Raw genomic sequence first — 20,956 nt, forward strand, 5'->3', positions numbered from 1 at the left:
AAACCTGATTTTGAGATTCTTTTAGTTAAAAATACCACCCAAATTAATTAAAAAAATGTAGCAAATAGATATTAATCTCACTCCAAATACTTTCTGAATTGTATAAGATGTATTTTTATTTTTGATAACTTCTTAAACGCATCTTAAAATTTTAGGGATATTTTTTTAGATTTACAATCCGAAGATCTGCTACTACTCCTACCCTACTAGTTAGTAACGCAGTTTGTAAAACTAACGAACTAACCTACATGAATATTTCTCAATATCTTGAGATCCTTAATAATAGATACCAATCTGGTATTTCTAGAGAACACTCCTATCGTGCTGATCTTGAAAATTTAATAAGAGCCTTAGTGCCCACCATTCACGTTACTAATGAGCCTGCTGATGTGACCGACTGCGGTAACCCCGATTATGTTCTAACTAAAGGGAAAATCCCTGTAGGCTATATTGAAGCAAAAGATATTGGCAAGGACCTTTCTTCAAAGGTATATGACGAGCAATTTAATCGTTACCGTGATGCTCTGGATAATCTAATTATTACTGATTATCTCTGGTTCAGGTTCTATGATCATTCTGAATTGGTTCATGAAATTCGTATAGGCAAGATCGAAGGTGGAAAAATAGTTCCGCTTCCAGATAATTTCAAGAAGTTCGAAAACCTCATTATAAATTTTAGCGGATTCATTGGTCAGACGATCAGATCCCCAAAAAAGCTAGCGATCATGATGGCCAATAAGGCCAGGCTACTTCAGAATATTCTAGAAAATGCGGTCACTTCAGATGAAAAAACTCAGGAGAACACTTCGTTAAAAGGTCAGTTTGAAACTTTTAAAGAAATTCTTATTCATGATCTTACTCCGAAAGGCTTTGCAGATATCTATGCACAGACTTTAGCTCATGGAATGTTTGCAGCTCGCTTGCACGACCCTACCCTAGAAGATTTTAGCAGACAGGAAGCGGCAGAGCTGATTCCAAAATCAAATCCGTTTCTTAGGAAGCTTTTCGGATATGTAGCTGGACCTGATATAGATGAAAGAATTAAGGCAGTAGTTGACAACCTTGCTGAGGTTTTTAGAGCCACAAATGTGGAACAAATTCTGAAGAATTTTGGTCGAGCTACTCAGACACAGGATGCCATTATTCACTTTTATGAAACTTTCCTTGCCGAGTATGATCCTAAACTCAGGAAAGCCAGAGGGGTTTGGTATACCCCAGAACCTGTTGTGAAATTTATTGTTAGAGCTGTAGACGATATTTTAAAAACTGAATTTAAACTTCCACAAGGTCTTGCAGACACCTCTAAAACTAAGATCAAGGTTAACACTGACGTCGCGGACAAACGTTCATCTACTGGTTATAAGCAGGTAGAGAAAGAAGTTCATAAAGTGCAAATACTTGATCCTGCAACTGGAACAGGGACTTTTCTTGCTGAGGTTATCAGTTACATATACTCTGAAAGGTTTGAGAAGATGCATGGGGCTTGGAGTGGTTACGTAGAAGAACATTTGATTCCAAGAATTAACGGTTTCGAACTATTGATGGCTTCTTATGCGATGGCACATTTAAAGCTCGATATGCTACTAAAAGATACTGGTTACGAATCAAATGGTGATTCTCAAAGACTGAATGTTTATTTGACAAATTCACTTGAGGAACACCACAAGGATACCGGAACACTTTTTTCAAACTGGTTAAGTACTGAAGCTAATGAAGCGAATCATATTAAACGTGACACCCCCGTAATGTGTGTTATTGGAAATCCACCATATAGCGGAATCTCTTCTAACAAAGGAGAATGGATTTCAGAATTGATTGAAGATTATAAATATGTTGATGGAGTCCATTTTAATGAACGTAAACATTGGCTTAACGATGATTACGTAAAGTTTATGAGATATGGGCAACATTTTATCGAGAAAAATGGGGAAGGTATTTTAGCCTTTATTAATCCACACGGCTTTTTAGACAATCCTACTTTTCGGGGAATGCGCTGGAATCTACTAAAGACCTATGATAAGATCTACACAATCGACCTCCATGGAAATACTAAAAGAAAAGAAAAAACACCTGACGGGGGCAAAGATGAAAATGTATTCGATATTATGCAGGGTGTTTCAATAAACCTTCTAATAAAGACTGATAATAAAAGAGGAGATCAATTAGGTGAAATCTATCATTTCGATTGTTATGGGAAGAGAAAAATTAAATATGACTTCCTTAACAAAAATCGATTGAAATCAATTGACTTCAAACACTTCAAACCTGAGAAACCTTATTACACCTTTGTCCCGTCAGACAGAGAAGCATTTAAGCAATATAAAAGAGGCTTTAAATCGGATGATCTTTTTCGGCATAAGACAAGTGGTGTACAAACATCTCGTGATTTCCTTGTAATTGATGAAAAAAAGAATCAGTTGATTGATCGATTAGAGAAATTTCTCGACAAGGAAAAAAGTATAGAGAATATTAGGGAAGAGTTTTTCGCGGGGGCTACGAGTAAGAAGTATCCTAAAGGGGATACAAGAGGATGGAAAATAGATCAAATTAGACCTAAACTCCAGCAAATTAATTTAGAAGACATAATCACGGAAATATCTTACAGACCTTTCGATAAACAACATATAGCTTATTCTCCATTACTCGTAGATTGGACAAGAGAAAAAATTCAAAAACACCTCTTAAAGGAAAATATTAGTCTAACAATTGGTAGACAAGGACAGGCAACCGGAAGTAACTTATGGAATTTAATTTTTATTCAAGACACTATTTCAGACTTGAATTTGTTTTATCGGGGAGGAGGAATTGTCTGTCCACTTTATATCTATACTGATATAGATGAGAATCTTGAAACTTTAGCAGTAGGTAGTAATAGGGTATCAAATCTTAATAATGAAATTGTAAAAGTCTTTGAAAGTAGAATAGGTTATCAGTTTACATCTGAAAAAGAAGAGAAAGAAAACTCTTTCGCTCCCATAGATATATTAGACTACGTTTATGCTGTACTTCATTCCCCATGGTATAGGAGACAATATGAAGAATTTTTAAAGATAGACTTTCCTCGAATTCCTTATCCCAAGGATACAGAAACCTTTCATAGATTGGTTGAACTTGGTGGCTATTTAAGACAGATTCATTTACTAGAGTCTCAGAAAGTTGAAGAACACATAACGTCCTATCCTATTTCTGGAGATAATAGAATATTGAGAAAAATCACAAAAAGCTCTCCTGGCTTTGAGCCGTATAAAGACGAACCTTTACTTGGAAAGGTCTGGATTAATGATGAGCAGTACTTTGATGGGGTTCCAAAGGTAGCTTGGCAATTCTATGTTGGTGGTTATCAACCTGCCCAAAAATGGCTTAAGGACAGAAAGGAACGTAAATTAAGTTATGAAGAAATAGAACACTATCAGAAGATGATAGTGGCGCTTACAGAGACAGACCGATTAATGAAAGAGATTGATAAAATTGATATCATTAATGAGTAAAAATCCTAGAATAAAATTACAAGCAAGCTGGCCAGAAGGTATTGTTCCTGACAGAAGAAGTTTTAAAGAAATTTCTAAATCGTTTGAATTGTCTTTCACCAAATTAATGGATCCCAAAAACAGATTTTCCGTAGCGGATTATTTTGGAGATGGAGTTGGTTTAAAGACGAGTCAAAGTTTATTTGAGGATAAATATAAATTGCGTGAGGATGATTCTGACTTCCAAGGTATATACATCTTTTTTATAGATGGCGAACCTATCTATACAGGTATCTCAAAGGTTATTCTAAAAAGGCTTCAGCAACATGTAAAGGGGAAAAGTCATTTTACCTCATCCCTATGTTATAAAATGGGTGCTGATTACCATAAGGAGTTGTCCGGTGAAGCCCACGCTGGAGGTCGTGAAGGATTATGCTTTAAAACCTATTCTGAGCCATTTAAAAAAATTATAAAAGAAAATAGCGAAGTATCGCTTTTGCCTATAGAAAGCCCTATCGAATTATACTTATTTGAATGCTATGTAGCGATGAATGCTAATACCCATTATTATAACCGATTTGAAACCCATTAAAAGGATAGATAAAATTTTGACTTTAACTATATGAAACAAAATTACTTCTTACTACTATTATTAATTCCATTTTTAAATTTTGCCAATAATACTCCTATTCTAGTTACTGAAAGTTCGGTCTCTTTAAATATGGACGAGACAAAAGAGTTTTTCTTCAGCTTCGACAAAGGAGATGAGATTGTTTTCAATTTAGAAATGATAAAAGGTAGAAATATAAAGGCCGTTGAAATTATTGAGCTACCTAACAAACAAGTTTTTTCAGCATTCAAAGCCGAAAATATTTCAAATAAAACTATTAATGTCCGAGAAAAAGGAGTTTATGCTTTTAGGTTTTATAGCTCTTCTTTGACCACTCGGGTTTGTAATGTTCGTATTTCAAGAAAATATGGAGAATCAGGAAATCCAAATTTTGATACTGGTTGGGAATGGAAAACTTTAAAGGATACTACCTATTCCAATTATACAATAGATAGCATTACAGGGTATAATAAAATAAAATATAAGGATACTTTAAGAACCCTGGTCAAAACTGACACTATTGACGAGACTTTATTCAGCAAATCTCAAAGAGTACACTCTTATTATAATGAAAATCCAAGTTCGGCTTATCTTAAAGTAGATCTACCACAAAATACTTTTAGCGACTTGAAGGAAGATAAGGTTTTGGCATGGGCTTACTGGATCGGCGTTGGACAGGAATCTCAAGAAGCATATAAAGAAAATATCCATTCCATAAGTGGTATGGCTGAGGGTTTATCTGGCCTGTATGATGTTTCCCCGCTATCTAAATTAGCTATAGGTACAATTACTGACTTAATGATTCCTAAGACTGGTGAAGACGTCTCGTATTATTTTATGCAGGGATTTGAAAATGTACAAAAGTTTATGGCGGGAACTCAATTTTATCAATTTGACAATGGAAAAGGAATCGCTGCTTATGGACGTAATAATAGACTTACCCAAGGAACCTTCTATATTGGTCTTTCCAACGATAATGATTGGCATGGAATAAATGTAGATGTAAAAGTAATAGCAATTAGGCAAATTGATCATTATCGAAAAGATATTGTGGATAAAATACGAGAGGAGCCTATTATAGTACAAGTAAATAAAACCAGAATGAATATCCAGGAATCTAAAATTAGAGTTCCTGCTCAATAAACTAACCCTTAAATCTAAATCAATGACATTTTTCAACGCAATTGGCGCACCGCAAGTAATCCTCATTTTTTTAATTCCAGTAGCAATCTTTTTCCTAGGCTATTATTTTGGAAAAAAAGCTGGGTATCTTAAAAGAATAAAAGAGACTGAAAAAGACCAATTAGTAAACAGCGAAAATTAATTTAAAACATAGTAAAAAACACTTTTCAGTTAATGAAGAAATATATTTTTATCGGTTTATTCCTAATTATAGGAATTACAGTTTTAGCGAATTATCAAAGCATATTCGAAAGCGTTGTGCCTCCAAATCCTGAAATAATTAATGAATCTGCAGATACTTCCTCTTCAAGGATATTTAATTATAGTATGAAGGTTAAAGGTGAGGTTCGCAATACCGGTGGAGACGGCTATATCATAGTCAAAGCCATCGCTACCCAAGAAGGCCAGGAATGGGACCGGACTCAAAAAATTTATTTACCAGCTTACGAAAGCGCAGCTTTCGAATTTATTTTTGATGAAGTAAAATTAATGAAAGACAATCCTACTTATAAGGTCGAAGCCTATGCAATGGGAAGTGTTATTTCCAATTAGTTAATTAGGAAAATTTTATTAATATTTAACAGCCGTTTAAAGTTACAATGAAATAAAAAAATCAATCCTTATAAAACACTGAATGAATTTTAAACCTTTCCTAGTTTTATTATTTCTTATTCTATTTGGTAGTTGCGAAGAGAACGTCGATAAGAGATACCCTCCCAGCGATAGCTCCAAGAATATACTGAGTGAAAAAGACTACAATGGTGACTCAAAAAATAAGCCTGAGAGTAATCAAAAAATAATTAATGGGAAGGTAATAAAAATTGCCGATGGCGATACTTTCACAATGTTGTTTGAAAACGGTTTTGAAGTTAGGGTTAGACTCGACGGTATAGATACCCCTGAAAGAAAACAACCCTACTCAAAAGCAGCTAAAAAGGCACTCTCTAATTTGATATTTGGTAAAAATGTTACGGTATACTATACCAAAAAAGATGGATACGGTAGAGTTTTGGGAGAAATTTTTATTGATAATATTAATGTCAATAGAGAACTAGTTAGACAAGGTTTAGCTTGGCATTATAAGAAATATTCTGATGATCGAACTTTGGCAAAACTAGAGAAAGAAGCACAGTTAAATAAAATGGGCTTATGGCAAGAGCCCAATCCTGTTGCTCCCTGGACTTATAGAAAAAATAAATAATCAAAAATGAACAAAACTCTTAAACTGTATCTAGTCTTCATTACAATTTTCTCTCTTGCAATAAGTAGCTGTCGAAACAATAGTGGAAGTCGATACCCAGATCCAAGTGAGAATAAAACTAAAGACTCTATAAAACCACCCAAATCAGAATCAAAAATTGAGGGCATAAATTTCTATTTGGAGAACTCTGGAAGTATGCCTCCATATAACACTGAAGGTTCTAATTTTAATCTTGCATTAGTAAAGCTATTAAGGGATATAGAGCTTTTAAATTTAGATACGATTGATTTCTTCGCAGCGAATACAAAAATTCATCCCTTAAATCAAAATGTAAATGATTTTACTAATTCATTAATAGAAGAAGGCATACCAAATGTTGGCAATACGAATAGCAGTAATTTAAATTTAATTTTTGAAAATATTTTAACTCGACACCAGGATAATGATATTTCGATACTAGTTACCGATGCTATTTATTCAGTAAAAGGAACTCCTGAGCAAATTATCCAAAAACTCGAAACGGAAGCATATAAAACTAGGAATAGCTTTGTAAAAGCTTTGGAAAATAAAAATTTAGGAACTGTCTGTTTACAATTAATATCTAATTATAATGGATCCTATTATCCAGCGGAAGGCGGGTCAGTAAAAATTAATCAGGATCGACCATTTTATATATGGATATTTGGTGATAGCCGCATTCTATCTAAGTTCTCAGACGATATCGACATTTTTAATTTACCTGGCTACAATAATTATTTCATTCGATTAAAAAAATCTGAATTTGATCTACCCTATACTATAATTCACGACAATATTGGGAAAATTGGTAATTTCAAATATGCGAAAAAGTATCCTTCATTTGAAATAACAGATGCAGAGAGATCTAGCAGGCCGGATACTAAAGGTGAATTCGGGTTTGCGGTAGCTGTTGATTATTCAAATATCCCCTTACCTTCTAAGCACTTCATGAATAATATTAATTACCAACTAAATTCAGATGATTACGAGTTGTATGATATTAGATCTATTAATAAGGGTCTCGAAGAAAAGCAATCTGAAATAATAAGAGAAATAGAGGACGAAATAGGGGGAATTGACTTCACACATATATTATTTTTCAAAACCAAAACTAAATACCTACAAACCTTTGAAATTACGCTTAACAATGAAATTCCGAATTGGATTTCAGAAGTCGGTATTGATAATGATTCTAAAATTGAAGGAAATACAAATCAAACTTTTGGTTTTGACAAATTAAGTTCTGGAATAATTAACGCTTATAACAAGTCAAATAATAGTGAAACAATTCTAACAATAAAAGTCACAATAAAATAAAGAATATGAATACATTTTTTGCAGAATTATACGAAGTAAATATTGACAATGCTATGATGGAGTTTGCTCGTGATGTTTATATGGCCAATGACTACCTATTTATAGGTCTTGGGGCAATTTTTATTCCAATGATTTTATTAGCTGTATTCTATAGAATAATCGATCCACAGCCAGTAAAAATCTTTAAATGGATATTGACAGGTGTGATTACTTTAATCGCGGTATATGCATTTTCATTCGTATGGCTCTATTATCATGGTATGTATATTCATATAGAAAATGAAGTCAATAGTGCCATGAGTTTTACGAATATTATAGCCTTTCGCAATACTCTTTTTGCCATTCTTATGGTTATTGTTTTCAGCTTTATTTGGAATAGGACAATTAGTATTAACAACTCACGAAACCCTCTTTAATTATGTCAAAATTATACGTATTTGGAATTGGCGGTACAGGTGCAAGAGTAATTAAATCTCTTATTCACCTTCTAGCATCTGGAGTTAAGATGGAGAAAAACATTACTACCGTTGTTCCCATTTTAATTGATCCTGATAATGGTAATGGTGATTTAACTCGCACGATGAGACTTTTAAGCCTCTATAAAGAGTTACAAACTAAGGTTGATCGAAATAAAGGATTTTTTTCAACCTCTATCCAGACGCTTAATGATCTTACCAATGCAGGCGTGACCATTAATAATCAATTCAAAATGTTAGATGTTAACGCGGCGCAAAATCAAAAATTCCGCAGCTTTATAGGTCACGGTTCGTTATCAAAAGAATCCCAATCTCTTATGGAGCTTTTATTCTCTGAAGATAACCTTAATGCAGATATGTCAGTAGGTTTCAAGGGAAATCCTAACATTGGAAGTATTGTATTAAATCAATTTAAAAATTCACCAGAATATAAAGTTTTCACCTCATCATTCTCTCAAGGAGATTCGATATTCGTAATAAGTTCCATTTTTGGAGGAACGGGAGCTGCTGGATTCCCGCTTTTATTAAGGAATTTAAGAAAAGTTGACCCAAATATACCTGGTTCTGATAATGTCGCATCTGCACCTATTGGTGCTCTATCTATGATGCCTTACTTTAAAGTAAATGAACCAGATGATTCTAATAAAAAAACTATTGATTCTGGAACTTTCATGGGTAAAGCAAAAGCTGCTTTATCTCACTATTCTACGTCGATATTCCAGAACAACGAAATTGATGCGTTCTATACCTTAGGTGAAGACGCCGGTAATTTCTACGAACACAATGATGGTCAGGCTTCTCAAAGAAATAATGCCCACTTTTTAGAATTGGCTGCAGCAACATCAATTATCGACTTTACTTTGACAAAAAATCAATTACCAAGATCTAATGATTTACAACGCCATACCCACTTTCGAGAATTCGGGATTAAGGAAGATACAAGGAACTTAAATTTTAAGACTTTAGGTGATAGTTTTAGAAATACTATTATGACACCGCTCTCTCAATTTTATCTCATGTCTTTGTTCAATAAGAATGTGAAAATGAGACCGGATTATTTTGCTAAATCGCCATGGTATATTCACTTAAATCCGGTGTATTCAAATGATGGTTTACACGAGAAATACTTAAAAGAATTTGAAACTCATTTTATTGAATGGTTCGATGAAATGAAGAATAATGATGTCTCATTCCACCCTTTCAAGGAAAGTCCAAACTACAATGCTTTATTAAACTTCATTAACGAATATGACAGTAAAGGTGGAATTTTGAACAGTTTTTTAAACAATAAAGATCACGGTGATAAGTTTCAAAAAACCTTAAATACTTCACATAAGAAATTTCAGAGCTCAAATGATTTAGGGAAGGACTTTCTGATATTATTTGAAGAGGCTACAGAAAAACAAATTGCATCAGTAATAAAATAATAGACATGGCTAAAGTTTTTAGAATTTTCAATAACTCCGCAACTGTGAAAGAGGATTGGTTTAATTCAGCAAATATCGGAGATGGTGTAATTCAATCTATAAAAGTGGAAAATACTGGAGGTAACAAACTTCCTACTTCAATTCCAAGTCCTTTTGCTCAACTTGATTTAGTTCGAGCTGCATTCAAAGAGGTTTGCGAAAGCAACTTGACAGGTCTAGATCTTGATTCAGACCATGATGTGCATATTCTCGTATCTAATGCATTAGACATTGGGGAAATTTTTTTCAATTTTGAAAAACACAAAAAAGACCTTTCTATTGAAGTTTGGGATAAAGACGTTGAATTAAAAAAACTACTTAATTCGAATACTATTGAAAATCGTCATCTTGGAGAAAGCCTACAATTATTTTTAGACTCCTCAGATGCTTCCTCTCTTAATTTTGACCGATTTGACAAATTTTTCATTTTAAAATATCAAGATGAAGTAATCGGTGGGACTTCACCACGTACACTATTCTTTGCCTCTGCTGATGCGCCAAAAAGAGATATTAAGATATACCGGGGAAAGAAAGATAAAATGTTAAGCAACAGTCCAAAGGCTTTGTATAAAAGGGACAAAAAATTTATTGAAGCTATATTTGATTTAAATCAAACAAATCATTTTCAAAATGATTTTCCTGAATTTCATCAGTATCTAAATTTAACTCTCAAAATTATTCAACAAAGGGACGCTAATTTTGCTTCTCAATTAAGAAACTCAAGCAGTTCTACAAAAAATCATACTGACCTAACCCTTCCCAATAATCCAGGAATCAAGATAGAACCTCTACCAGGATATTCCATTCAGAAAGCACTTCCTGTAGATCCGGTTAATTCAGAATTCATTATAAAAACGGAAAAAGATCACGCAAAGCTTCCCCTAGTATTACCAGTGGATAAATATCAAAGTATATTATATACAACAGACGTTTGGGATGATCAGATCGAAGTTCCAATTAATGATCCCAGACCGTTAGATAAACGCACCTTACCCAGAGTAAACGAAACTTATCCTTATTTAACCTTAGGAGATTTTCTAGCCAATAATATAATTAGACTGCCTTATGAATTAAATTCTGAACATTTTTTAACGCTACCTAATAGTGAGAATTTTTTATTACCACTTACATCTAGATTCTTTGATTATTTCGATGAGGAAGATTTGGAAAAGGAAAATATGTTGGAAATTAGGGAGTACGGTGATGGAAAAATGGTTACGGTAACCTTAAATATACCTATCCAAAATGGTCATACAATTCCATATAAAAGAGAATATTATGTCAACCTTCAGCCTAATCCAGATAAGACTGGAAAAATAATTGATATAGAATTTGCTTTAGGAATTTATCCTTTTGTTAAGTCTCAGACTCCCATCAATTACACTATTGCATTAGCTGAAAATACTTCTAGAAAAAATGTCAATATTCAGTTAATTGATAAAGCGAGTAATACAAAAATAGAAGGCAAAGAATTTGACAGGTCCTCAAAACAAAATTTATATAGCTCTTATTATTTAACAGAGAAAAGCTTTGATCTGATTAAAATAACCACTGATGGGGGGGATAATTTTATAATTCCAAAAATGAGACATCATGAGAATACTGGGACAAATTTTCATTTTGCCATAGATTTTGGAACGACTAACACGCATATAGAATATATTACAAATCAAAGCAACCTCCCGGAGGAATATAAATTAGAAAAAGATCACTTTGTATTTTTAAGAAATCGAAATATTTCTCTTCGAGGGCAAGTAAAAGTTAATTCTGAAGTAAATGAGCAACTATTAACCCAAGAGGTTATTAATAATGAATTGGGTAGAGAAAAATATAGTTTCCCTTTTCGCTCAGTCCTATTAGAAAATGATACTATCAATTATGATAAAAGCTCCCATTTATTTAGTCATGTCAATATTGGTTTTGATTATGGAAAGGTGGAAATAAAAGATCATCTTCAAGAAATTACAAATTTGAAATGGCTTCATACAAACGAAGATTATAATAGCGAACGAATTAAAAAATTTATACATCAACTTATTATACTTTGTAAGAATCATGTTTTACTTCAAAATGGCAATTTAAACCAGACTAAAATCACCTGGTTATTTCCATCTAGCATGACTTACTACCAAAGGTCGAATTTTACAGAAATTTGGAAAGAATGCTTTCAAAAAGAATTTCCTCAATCAGAATCTTCTAATTTAAACAGTTTACCTGAAAGTATCGCCCCCTTCTATTTTTATACTGAATTTGACAATAAAATGAATCTTACCAAACCTACAGTAACGATAGATGTTGGTGGGGGTACTACTGATATGACGGTCTTCGAGAAAAATTCACCGCAATATATAACATCAGTTAAATTCGCAGGAGATGCAATCTTTGGAGATGGTTACGCGAACAATATTCACAATAATGGATTTATAAAAAAATTCTATCCAGGAATTAAAGAAAAATTAAATGCTAACCACAATATTCTATCAAATGAGATAAAAGTTCTTGAAGATATCTTTAAAAAAAGTAGTTCTAGAGATTTATCAAATTTCTTCTTTTCATTAAAAAATAATACAAATTTAGTTGATGAAAATATTCAAATAGATTATTCAAAGTTGCTTAAGAAAGATGAGGATACTAAAATCATTTTTTTAATTTTCTATAGTGCTTTGATATATCATCTTGCGCAACTAATGAAAAAGAAGAACTTAGAAGTTCCAAAACAAATTCTTTTCAGTGGTACAGGTTCCAAATCCTTAAATATTCTCGATCCAAGTGAAATGAAGGTCAAAGTCAATAAGCTTTTTAATGAAATTTTCAATTCTATTTACAGCAATAAGGATTCAGAATTAAAAGCGGAGATTTATCCTAAACCGAAAATTATTACAGCTAAAGGAGCACTTAGAGGTTCAATAGACAGGGAAATTGATGATTTAATGTATTCTTTCCCTGGAAATGAGTTAAGTACGAATTTTAATGATGCGATTTCATATAACGCAATCAATGAAGAACTTAAGGAAAGTATTCTGGAAAATGTAAAATCTTTTTTTAAACTATTAGACAACTTAAATAAAAAAACGGATTTCTTTAAATCATTTGGAGTTTCTCAAAATTCATATGAAGTATTTAAAACCATGAGAAACGAAAATCTTAAGGATTATCTTCTTCGAGGGCTTTCGGAAAGAGAGAAGGACCTCAATAGTCATGATTCCCCAATAGAAGAAACTTTATTCTTTTATCCATTTATCGGTTTGTTAAACGAGCTGGCTTCTAAAGTTGCTCAAAAAACAAAAATATCATGAGGCCTATCTTTTATTTAAAAAGTTTCAACTTAATGCTTCAAAATCAAATACCAGAGGAAAACACCTTTGACATCTTTGAACTGGAAACCATACTTTTAATTCTGGTATTAATTCTTTTAGGCCTAGTATTATTTTGTTTTTTCAAAATTCAAAAATTTAATAAATATGAAGCTAGACTTAATAGGCATAGAGAAGCAATTGGTTATGATACCTCTGGTGAATCTTTAGATTCTAGAATTTTGAAATTAGAGAGGTCTATTGAATATCTGAAAAAGACAAAAGCTGAAAATTTTAAAAAAGTAGAATCTATATATGACCATAACCTTGATTCAAATGAAAAATCTGATCCTCTCGAGGAAGCTCCGATTCAAAAACAAACAAACACTGAAACTTTTTCTTCACAAAATCAAATAAAGGAAGAAAATGATGAAGTATCTCAACCAATAAATCTTTACGATAAAGAGGATAGTCATTCTGAATTATATTTAAAAGCACCAGATAGAGAAAAAGCATTTTATGCTCCAGAAGCAACTAAATCCCCCGACAGCGATAGTGTTTATATTTGGAAAAATGACAAGTATCTAATATTATATCCTGACATGAAAATTTCAACTATAAATAGCATAATGGCTTCCACAGATATTTATATAAAACGTGCTTGTCAAATAATTAATGCTAAAGAATCTCATCATACCAGGTTCGAAATGGTAGAGCCTGGAGAGGTCATTCAAGAAGAGGACGATTTAATAGTAACTAAAAAATTAAAAATAAAGTATATCTAATATGGAAGATGTATTGATTGGTGAAAAGGTACTTTTAGGCGTAATTTTTATACTTCAGGTTATTGCTGTTATCGATATCCTCATTAGTACAAGTAAACTACAAAGTATTTTTAGTAAAAAAATATCACTGGATGAAGAATCGCACCTTTTTTTATATAAAGGTACCAACAACGTAAAAAAAACAATTATTGATACTATCAATAATTATATCTCAAAAAATAAAGGTGGAGTTATTGATTTTCATATTATCCACGATATTGTCGAAAGGAACGTTGAGACAGTAGATGAAGAGGTTTCTAATAAATTACCAACTCCATTGTATCTTGGACTTGCCGGTACTATGATTGGGATTATAATAGGTTTATTCTATGTAGACTTAACTCCAGTTTTAACAAGTAGTCCCCAAGAAAATTCAGATTTATCAGGATTATCTCCGTTAATAGATGGAGTGCGCTATGCAATGATAGTTAGTGTAATTGGTTTAGCCTTCACAACTTTTCTATCTGTAATAGTTTATAAGTTGGCTAAATCAAAAATGAATAAGGGGAAAAATGACTTCTTATCTCAAGTTCAAACAGAATTATTACCTACACTTATTAAATCAGATGACGTAGCAATTCAAGAATTATCTAGAGAATTAAGAGTTTTTTCAAGTAAAACTCCAGGGGTTGTATCTAATTTAGATCAAAACATCCAATTAGTCAAAGAAACAATTGATAAAGAAATAGCTTTACTTAAGCAAGTAAGAAATCTTGATGTTTCTAAATTATCTGCTAGCAACGCAGAAATATTTAAGTCACTATCTGGAATGATGGATACCTTTTCAGCGTTTCCTGGCTATTATAAGGAACTCAATAATTCATTGGGTAATACTACAGAATTAAGCAATAATTTACAAAGTCTAGTTAGTTCAACTCAAAATGTAAATTATATTCTTGGGGAAATGAAGGATATGATAACGTCTAGTAATGAGGCAACAAAGTTCTTTAACGAACATATTCAAAGTTTTGAATATTACTCCGAGGCTGTGAATGTAGCAATTGGCGAGACTAATAAAAGCTTTGATAGAGCATTAGATAAATTAAATCAGGCAGTATCGGCACAAATTGAGGCTTTTGGATCTGCAATAAGTAAATATGATTCTAGCCTTTCTGAGGCCTTTAACGCCTCAATTGAAAAATTCAATAAAACGGCGGAAAACGCTATTCACAAATACAATAAAGGATTTGAAACCGCCATTGGTCAATACAGTGAAAGTTTTGAAACTGCAATAAAAAAATATAACGAAACTTTCGATCAGAGTATTGAAAGTTATAATAATACTTTAAAAGAAATAAGTCCGAATTTTCAAAAATTAGATCATCTAGAAGCCTTGCAGGGTATTTCAAGGACAAATAAAACCTTGGATGTTATAGAAAAGGCAATTCTGAACCAGTCAGAAATCCTCAAAAATTTAAATATTCAATTACCCAAAAATGCAAATATAGTCCTTCAAAAAGAAAAAGGAGTGAGTTATTATATGAAACAAACAGCGTTCTATTCCGCATGCTTGACCGTTACCTCGGTATCAATATATATTTTCATTGACCTAATCTGGCTTTAATTTTGAAAAAAAAGAATTTTTTTTGGATAGGATATTCTGATCTACTCACAAGTTTATTCTTCGTAATGTTGGTCCTTTTTGTTATTACTTTTTTAATATTTCAAAAAAAGAATGCAGAATTAAAGGCCCAAAATCAAAAATTGGAGTTAATTAAAGAAGTTGAAACTGCTTTAGAATCATTGGACACCAGCTATTTTGCTTACGATAATTATAATAAGCGATATAAATTAAATGTCGATGTAATTTTCAATCCTGGTAGTTCAAAAATTAGTGATTTGGATGAAAAAGAACACGAATATTTAAAAAAGGCTGGTGAAAATTTGTTTGAAACAATTTCAAAATTAATCGAACAGAAACCTACCGTTGAATATTTGCTTATCGTAGAAGGAAATACTCAACGCACCCTTTATAATGGTGATTGGAACTATAAGGTAATTCCAGATGTTGGTTATAACCTTAGTTATCGCAGAGCGCTCGCCTTAGTCAACTTTTGGAAAAACAAGTGTAATATTCCCTTCGATAGTATTAAAAAAAACTGTGAGCTCCTTATAGCGGGTAGTGGTTATTTCGGTCAATCCCGAGAAAAGGATGAGAATTTAAATCGTAGATTCACAATACAGGTCACCTCCAAAGTTGGTAAACTGTTAGATTTAAAATCCTAAAAATTTTTTAGTTTGAACTTAAAACATCTCAGCGTTCTCTCCTTATTTATAATTTTTAGTGCATGTATTAGTAAGCATGATCGAGAAAAAAATGTAAATAGAAGTTACCCGGTTCTGGAAGAAACTAATTCAGATTTCGCTACGGAAGAATCAAATGGTCCTATTAGAAAGGAAGACAGCCGGGAGGCCAATGAAGAAAAAGAAGAAAAAACCAAGAGCTTAGAACAACTATATCCTGAACTTGAAAAAAGTATTTTTGTTGTTTATTCAATTAAAATGAAAAGGAATTTGGACAAGGCAGTGGGTTTATGATTTCTCCACATATAGGCATTACAAATTATCACGTTTTAAATGCCGATCGTGTCAATGTTATTTACAAAAATGGAGAATATTTTAAAATTATCGAGATTTTGGATTATAGTGAAGAAAATGAACTCGACTATATAATATTTAAAACTGAGTATCAATCCTCTACCTATTTAACCATTTCCGAAGAAAGACCAAGAATAGGAGAGGATATATTTGCAATTGGTAGTCCACAAGGCTTGGAAAATTCACTTACTAAGGGCGCTGTATCTGCGTTTCGGGGTAAAGAAAGAATTCAAATAGATGCTACAATCGACCACGGTAGTTCTGGAGGCCCGTTATTTAATTTAAAAGGAGAGGTGATTGGAATAACATCCTCTGGTTTAGGAACTGGCTCAGAATTAAATTTTGCAATAGACATTCAGTCCTTACCTTATAAAAAATACATCCAAAACTAAATCAACCTAATTAGTTAAGCCACTATTAAATAAAGAAATAGCGAATTCTGAATTTTTGGGAATAATTTACCAATCAATTTCTCTTCTTAATAACTTACGACCCAAATCGTAGTTATTAAGCCTCCAAACATCTTCATTTTCAATTTCTCCTAAAGCCTCAGCCTTATCCTTTCGAAATTATAAATATTGATTAGCTCGTCCGGTTTTACACCATATTTCGATTATCTGAGTTCCATTGTCAAATACATGATCAATTTCCTCTACATAGAAAAGTCCCCAAGCTAAACGAGCTTTTATAAAGGGAATATCTAAATTATCACCTACTCTTGGAACTACAGGTAAGTGTTTTAAGTTAATTTCAAAATGATCACCATGATCTGAAAAGCAGATTCTATAACGCGTTTTATTGAAGGATAGATTTTCACCATCTTTTGAAAAAATTAAATCATGAATTTCCTTTAGTTGCTTTTTCACTTTAGTAAACTTAATTCCGGTATCTCTACTTATACTCGTCATTGTAGGAATAGGAATATCTATATCATCATCAAAATAATCATGAGCACATAGAATATCAGCAATCTGCTCGTATTCAGGATATTTCTTGGTGAAAACTGCGAGTTGATCCTGAAGATAAATTAAATCTAACACCGCAGCTTTATATGAAAATTCTTCCATAGTAGGCCATATTTATTGTTTAGATAAAATACTTATTTTTAAATAGATACTAACCTAATTAATATGAGCAATATTACTTTCGGCAATCCTTATAATATTCAGGAAAAAACAAAATTTAGTAACGGGTGCGAATAAATTTGAGCAGTTTACATAGATCTACCGTAAGAGGTATAGATAGTAATGCTGCAGCTGGGGCAGCTGCTATAGGCATGTTTGAAGGATATGAAGATGATCATGATTTGGGGGAAGAAATTCTATATTCCGGTGAAGGAGTATACGACTCTTCAAGTGGCGAACAAATGGCCCATCAACATTGGCATCGGCCAGGAAATGCTTTTCTCAAACATACTTCTTATTAATGCTATAGTAATCCTCATCAGAAATTACTTTAACAATAATTAATTAATAATTGTTCTACTTATATTTAAGCTAAGACTAGTGAGGTAATGTATTATCCTATAAACCAATATTTTAGTATATTACCTTTGAATTTTTCCCTACAAAAATTCCGTTGTAAATAAATCTAACCAATCCTTAAGTTTATAATGGAACAAAAATTAAGTGAACGTCAAATTGAGGACGTTTTTGAAAATTATCATTCTGAATTAATCGAACCAGATCTCGAGTTAATCTCTAGACAACATATTTTCTCAAATGGTCGACGGGCAGATTTAATATTCAGAGATAGATCTAACCGGAAGCTAATAGTTGAATTAAAAAGGAATGTTGTAACCAGATCTGATATTGGGCAATTATTAGAATACTTCGGGATCATGAATCAAGAAAAACCGAGGATTGCTTTGATCGCCCCAATTATTCCAAAGTCAATTAAAAAAGCTTTTGAACATTTTGGTATAGAATATCTTGAATTTGATCTAACGAAAATACAAGACTTATACAGTAAAATTCAATCAAACGGATTGAGTCGAGAATTCCAAAAAATCAATTATTCTGAGATTATATCAAAGCCTTTATCAGATAAAAAATTGGTAGATGGAAATATTGCCTTCAAAGTAACCTATGTAGACAATGATTGGTCAGACGTTTGTTCCCCAAATAACGCAGATTACAATTTCAAAAACCGCACTTGGTGTAAAGTTCAAAAGTCTTTTAAAAACAATTGTCAGTCTGATTATTGGAAAAATAACCCTCCATCACTCGAAAATGGCTGTCCATGCTATGATTCTATTGCCAAAAAAGAGTTGCTGTTTTACCCCGGACACAACCATGGGCCTAAAACAAATAATGAGCCTAGAAGAATGCTTAGCGCAAAACAAGGCAAGTTGATGGTTTTAACTTCAAAGCGCCCGGGACAAAATGAATCAGAAAGATTTATATTTTCCATAGCAGAGATTGCAGGTTTTGATATTCATGGAGAGGAATCTCAGTATGAAGTTGCTATAGGGGATTTTGAAAAATCTATCGATTTCAAAGAAGAAGAAGCTCCATTATTCTGGGATTATTTTAAAAACCCCAATGCTCCAAAAAGAAAAGCCTGGAACACTGGTCTTTTCAGATATATGGATGATACCATGATCTACAATTTACTCCAAGATGTAAAGAAAAAATTCAATTTAAATAAGGATCATAGTGATATTATAGAACACATGATAAAAAGAGTTGAATAGATGAGTACTCCAATTTTTGGCAACCCAAATAACATATCCGAAGGCACGGTTTTTAATAATCGTTACGAATTAATAGAAGCAGGTTTGCATAGGTCAACCGTAAGGGGTATAGATGGTAATGCTTCAGATGGAGCAGCTGCAATAGTCATGTCCGGAGGATATGAAGATGATTATGATTTAGGAGAAGAAATTCTTTATACCGGTGAAGGAGGAAACGACACTTCAAGTGGCAAACAGGTTGCCCATCAACAATGGGACTCTCCTGGAAATGCTGGACTATTAAAAAGCATGAAATCTAATTATCCTGTGAGAGTAATTAGAGGCTGGAAACATAACTCAAAATTTTCACCGAAAGAAGGTTATAAGTACGATGGTTTATTTTACGTAACTCATGCAGAAATGGTAATTGGTAAAAGCGGTTATAAAATTTGTCGGTTTACTCTAAATAAAATTGGTTCAGATTTACGAGGTCCTGAAGAGATTGATATAGGAAACCTTGTTTTATTAAAATCGCCAGGAAAACCAGAAAAGTGGTTTGGAATTGGTGTAGAAGCTGAAACCGCTCAATCGATAAATTCGGAAAGTAAAATGGCTCAATTATTAATCGGAAGAAAATTAAATGAGACTATTGATTTTGGACCTGGGTTTGAGATTTTGGAGATAAGGAAATATTTAGCGAGGTAAACTATAAGGAATTTTGAATTTCTTCGGTACAAATCACGGCCAAATAAGACATAAAAAAACCGCAAGTGCTTTAAAATAAGCTCCTTGCGGTTTTCTATTGCGGAGAAAGAGGAACTATCTACTAATTCTTAGTACTATTAAATACTTGGCATTACCTATATAAATAAAAAATAAAGCACCGAAATTAGCACCAATTTTTATGTGACAAATTATTTATTGAATACATATATCTCACCTTTTTCATAAGATAGCTCTTCTTCATAACCCGGAGATCCCGAGTTCAAATCTCGGTCTCGCTACAATTAAAGGCTTTCGAGAAATCGAAAGCCTTTAATTTTTTCTCCAGGTACAACAATTTTCATTATGAGCGATTTTATTGCATATGAATAACATTTAGTATTAATTAATAACATATCTGATACTACAAATAAGTATTATGATAAAACGCGTTGAATCTATTCAAAAAGCTAACTCCATTAAAAATTTTTAAATTGGTAGTCAAATCTGCGCTTATCCAAAAACAAATCAATATATAGCCTTCTATATGGTGGGATAAAAAATAGATTCCAATCTATTAACCCTTATTTCTATTAGTAGATCTACAATTAATATTACCTATGGAACCGGCATAGTTTGTAAGATGAACATTTTCAATTTTAGGAAAATTTTGAATTCTCAACCATTGAGCTAAATCTTTATCCTTTAGATTTCCTTTGAGTCTACCCAAAATAATTTGATAAAAAAAACTCGGTCCGAGAAAAATAGATCAATAGATTTCAAAGGTTCCAAGTTTTCCAAATTCATACACAAAAAAACATTTCATAAGCAGAAAATAATTTTGAGATCACAAAAATATAAGTAGTATAACTAATAAAGATGAAGAATACATATTTCTCAACCTCCAACTAAAGAATCAAAAATGTCGAAGTATAATAAAAATTATTAAATTTATTAATTATCAACACCTAAGACATTTCCTAAGTTAATTAAATCAATGATAATTGAGCTTGAACTATTTTCACTTCTTTCCCTTCGGGGTATTAATATCTCACTACTTTTCCTCATTATTATATCTATGGTCTTTGGTATTGCTTTTTACAATTGGCGACAAAAAAATCATAAAGA

Annotated in this window: 19 protein-coding genes; 18 read left to right on the forward strand and 1 reads right to left on the reverse strand. The window is 32.4% G+C overall.

Annotated features, from left to right (window positions below; all coding sequences use genetic code 11):
* Positions 1–248 precede the first annotated feature (248 nt).
* The 15 genes from G529_RS0107140 (at position 249) to G529_RS0107210 (ending at position 16,844) form a co-directional block, all read left to right on the forward strand.
* Positions 249–3,488 (forward strand): type ISP restriction/modification enzyme, encoded by a 3,240-nt coding sequence (locus G529_RS0107140; RefSeq protein ID WP_026914886.1) that lies wholly within the window; start codon positions 249–251, stop codon positions 3,486–3,488.
* Positions 3,481–4,059 (forward strand): GIY-YIG nuclease family protein, encoded by a 579-nt coding sequence (locus G529_RS16140; protein WP_051201375.1) that lies wholly within the window; start codon positions 3,481–3,483, stop codon positions 4,057–4,059. Before G529_RS0107140 ends, G529_RS16140 begins: the two co-directional genes overlap by 8 nt.
* A gap of 30 nt (positions 4,060–4,089) precedes the next feature.
* On the forward strand, positions 4,090–5,220 hold the full coding sequence (locus G529_RS0107150; protein WP_026914887.1) for a hypothetical protein: 1,131 nt from the start codon (positions 4,090–4,092) through the stop codon (positions 5,218–5,220).
* Between the two features lie 22 nt (positions 5,221–5,242).
* A complete protein-coding gene (locus tag G529_RS16510) occupies positions 5,243–5,401 on the forward strand; it encodes a hypothetical protein (RefSeq protein ID WP_157514569.1) in 159 nt (52 codons plus the stop codon).
* 32 nt (positions 5,402–5,433) lie between these two features.
* The gene (locus G529_RS0107160; protein WP_026914888.1) at positions 5,434–5,811 is read left to right on the forward strand and encodes a hypothetical protein; all 378 of its coding nucleotides are present in this window, start codon (positions 5,434–5,436) and stop codon (positions 5,809–5,811) included.
* An 82-nt stretch (positions 5,812–5,893) separates the two neighbouring features.
* A complete protein-coding gene (locus G529_RS0107165) occupies positions 5,894–6,460 on the forward strand; it encodes a thermonuclease family protein (protein ID WP_026914889.1) in 567 nt (188 codons plus the stop codon).
* Between the two features lie 6 nt (positions 6,461–6,466).
* Entirely contained in the window at positions 6,467–7,795 is a 1,329-nt protein-coding gene (locus G529_RS0107170) for a hypothetical protein (RefSeq protein WP_026914890.1), read from the forward strand.
* 5 nt (positions 7,796–7,800) lie between these two features.
* The gene (locus G529_RS0107175) at positions 7,801–8,211 is read left to right on the forward strand and encodes a hypothetical protein (RefSeq protein WP_035695758.1); all 411 of its coding nucleotides are present in this window, start codon (positions 7,801–7,803) and stop codon (positions 8,209–8,211) included.
* Between the two features lie 2 nt (positions 8,212–8,213).
* The gene (locus G529_RS0107180) at positions 8,214–9,698 is read left to right on the forward strand and encodes a hypothetical protein (protein WP_026914892.1); all 1,485 of its coding nucleotides are present in this window, start codon (positions 8,214–8,216) and stop codon (positions 9,696–9,698) included.
* A 5-nt stretch (positions 9,699–9,703) separates the two neighbouring features.
* A complete protein-coding gene (locus G529_RS0107185; protein WP_026914893.1) occupies positions 9,704–13,033 on the forward strand; it encodes a hypothetical protein in 3,330 nt (1,109 codons plus the stop codon).
* A complete protein-coding gene (locus tag G529_RS0107190) occupies positions 13,030–13,815 on the forward strand; it encodes a hypothetical protein (RefSeq protein WP_026914894.1) in 786 nt (261 codons plus the stop codon). The genes G529_RS0107185 and G529_RS0107190 overlap by 4 nt, the downstream gene beginning before the upstream one ends.
* Before the next feature lies 1 nt (position 13,816).
* Positions 13,817–15,418 carry a sbcc family protein gene (locus G529_RS0107195; protein WP_026914895.1) on the forward strand — a complete coding sequence of 534 codons (1,602 nt, stop codon included), beginning with the start codon at positions 13,817–13,819 and terminating at the stop codon, positions 15,416–15,418.
* A gap of 2 nt (positions 15,419–15,420) precedes the next feature.
* The gene (locus G529_RS0107200) at positions 15,421–16,080 is read left to right on the forward strand and encodes an OmpA family protein (protein WP_026914896.1); all 660 of its coding nucleotides are present in this window, start codon (positions 15,421–15,423) and stop codon (positions 16,078–16,080) included.
* A 12-nt stretch (positions 16,081–16,092) separates the two neighbouring features.
* Positions 16,093–16,392 carry a hypothetical protein gene (locus G529_RS0107205; protein ID WP_026914897.1) on the forward strand — a complete coding sequence of 100 codons (300 nt, stop codon included), beginning with the start codon at positions 16,093–16,095 and terminating at the stop codon, positions 16,390–16,392.
* Complete coding sequence (locus G529_RS0107210; RefSeq protein WP_026914898.1) at positions 16,389–16,844, forward strand: S1C family serine protease; 456 nt, start codon at positions 16,389–16,391, stop codon at positions 16,842–16,844. The genes G529_RS0107205 and G529_RS0107210 overlap by 4 nt, the downstream gene beginning before the upstream one ends.
* Positions 16,845–17,021: 177 nt before the next feature.
* Here G529_RS0107210 and G529_RS0107215 read toward each other — a convergent pair whose 3' ends face one another.
* Complete coding sequence (locus G529_RS0107215; protein ID WP_026914899.1) at positions 17,022–17,519, reverse strand: hypothetical protein; 498 nt, start codon at positions 17,517–17,519, stop codon at positions 17,022–17,024.
* Positions 17,520–17,656: 137 nt separating this feature from the next.
* Between G529_RS0107215 and G529_RS15590 the strand changes: the two genes are divergently transcribed.
* The 3 genes from G529_RS15590 to G529_RS16145 all read left to right on the forward strand — a co-directional run bounded on the left by G529_RS15590 (position 17,657) and on the right by G529_RS16145 (position 19,831).
* Positions 17,657–17,878 carry a YDG/SRA domain-containing protein gene (locus G529_RS15590; RefSeq protein WP_051201376.1) on the forward strand — a complete coding sequence of 74 codons (222 nt, stop codon included), beginning with the start codon at positions 17,657–17,659 and terminating at the stop codon, positions 17,876–17,878.
* Positions 17,879–18,064: 186 nt separating this feature from the next.
* The gene (locus G529_RS0107225; RefSeq protein WP_026914901.1) at positions 18,065–19,147 is read left to right on the forward strand and encodes an endonuclease NucS domain-containing protein; all 1,083 of its coding nucleotides are present in this window, start codon (positions 18,065–18,067) and stop codon (positions 19,145–19,147) included.
* Positions 19,148–19,831 (forward strand): YDG/SRA domain-containing protein, encoded by a 684-nt coding sequence (locus G529_RS16145; RefSeq protein ID WP_051201377.1) that lies wholly within the window; start codon positions 19,148–19,150, stop codon positions 19,829–19,831.
* Positions 19,832–20,956: the final 1,125 nt, after the last annotated feature.

Origin of the sequence: Christiangramia portivictoriae DSM 23547, assembly GCF_000423045.1 — a bacterium.
Classification (GTDB): domain Bacteria; phylum Bacteroidota; class Bacteroidia; order Flavobacteriales; family Flavobacteriaceae; genus Christiangramia; species Christiangramia portivictoriae.

What these genes read in the sequence shown, in the direction of transcription:
- G529_RS0107140 (WP_026914886.1), top strand. Translation starts at nt 249, where the DNA reads ATGAATATTTCTCAATATCTTGAGATCCTTAATAATAGATACCAATCT.
- G529_RS16140 (WP_051201375.1), top strand. Translation starts at nt 3,481, where the DNA reads ATGAGTAAAAATCCTAGAATAAAATTACAAGCAAGCTGGCCAGAAGGT.
- G529_RS0107150 (WP_026914887.1), top strand. Translation starts at nt 4,090, where the DNA reads ATGAAACAAAATTACTTCTTACTACTATTATTAATTCCATTTTTAAAT.
- G529_RS16510 (WP_157514569.1), top strand. Translation starts at nt 5,243, where the DNA reads ATGACATTTTTCAACGCAATTGGCGCACCGCAAGTAATCCTCATTTTT.
- G529_RS0107160 (WP_026914888.1), top strand. Translation starts at nt 5,434, where the DNA reads ATGAAGAAATATATTTTTATCGGTTTATTCCTAATTATAGGAATTACA.
- G529_RS0107165 (WP_026914889.1), top strand. Translation starts at nt 5,894, where the DNA reads ATGAATTTTAAACCTTTCCTAGTTTTATTATTTCTTATTCTATTTGGT.
- G529_RS0107170 (WP_026914890.1), top strand. Translation starts at nt 6,467, where the DNA reads ATGAACAAAACTCTTAAACTGTATCTAGTCTTCATTACAATTTTCTCT.
- G529_RS0107175 (WP_035695758.1), top strand. Translation starts at nt 7,801, where the DNA reads ATGAATACATTTTTTGCAGAATTATACGAAGTAAATATTGACAATGCT.
- G529_RS0107180 (WP_026914892.1), top strand. Translation starts at nt 8,214, where the DNA reads ATGTCAAAATTATACGTATTTGGAATTGGCGGTACAGGTGCAAGAGTA.
- G529_RS0107185 (WP_026914893.1), top strand. Translation starts at nt 9,704, where the DNA reads ATGGCTAAAGTTTTTAGAATTTTCAATAACTCCGCAACTGTGAAAGAG.
- G529_RS0107190 (WP_026914894.1), top strand. Translation starts at nt 13,030, where the DNA reads ATGAGGCCTATCTTTTATTTAAAAAGTTTCAACTTAATGCTTCAAAAT.
- G529_RS0107195 (WP_026914895.1), top strand. Translation starts at nt 13,817, where the DNA reads ATGGAAGATGTATTGATTGGTGAAAAGGTACTTTTAGGCGTAATTTTT.
- G529_RS0107210 (WP_026914898.1), top strand. Translation starts at nt 16,389, where the DNA reads ATGATTTCTCCACATATAGGCATTACAAATTATCACGTTTTAAATGCC.
- G529_RS0107215 (WP_026914899.1), bottom strand. Translation starts at nt 17,519, where the DNA reads ATGGAAGAATTTTCATATAAAGCTGCGGTGTTAGATTTAATTTATCTT.
- G529_RS0107225 (WP_026914901.1), top strand. Translation starts at nt 18,065, where the DNA reads ATGGAACAAAAATTAAGTGAACGTCAAATTGAGGACGTTTTTGAAAAT.
- G529_RS16145 (WP_051201377.1), top strand. Translation starts at nt 19,148, where the DNA reads ATGAGTACTCCAATTTTTGGCAACCCAAATAACATATCCGAAGGCACG.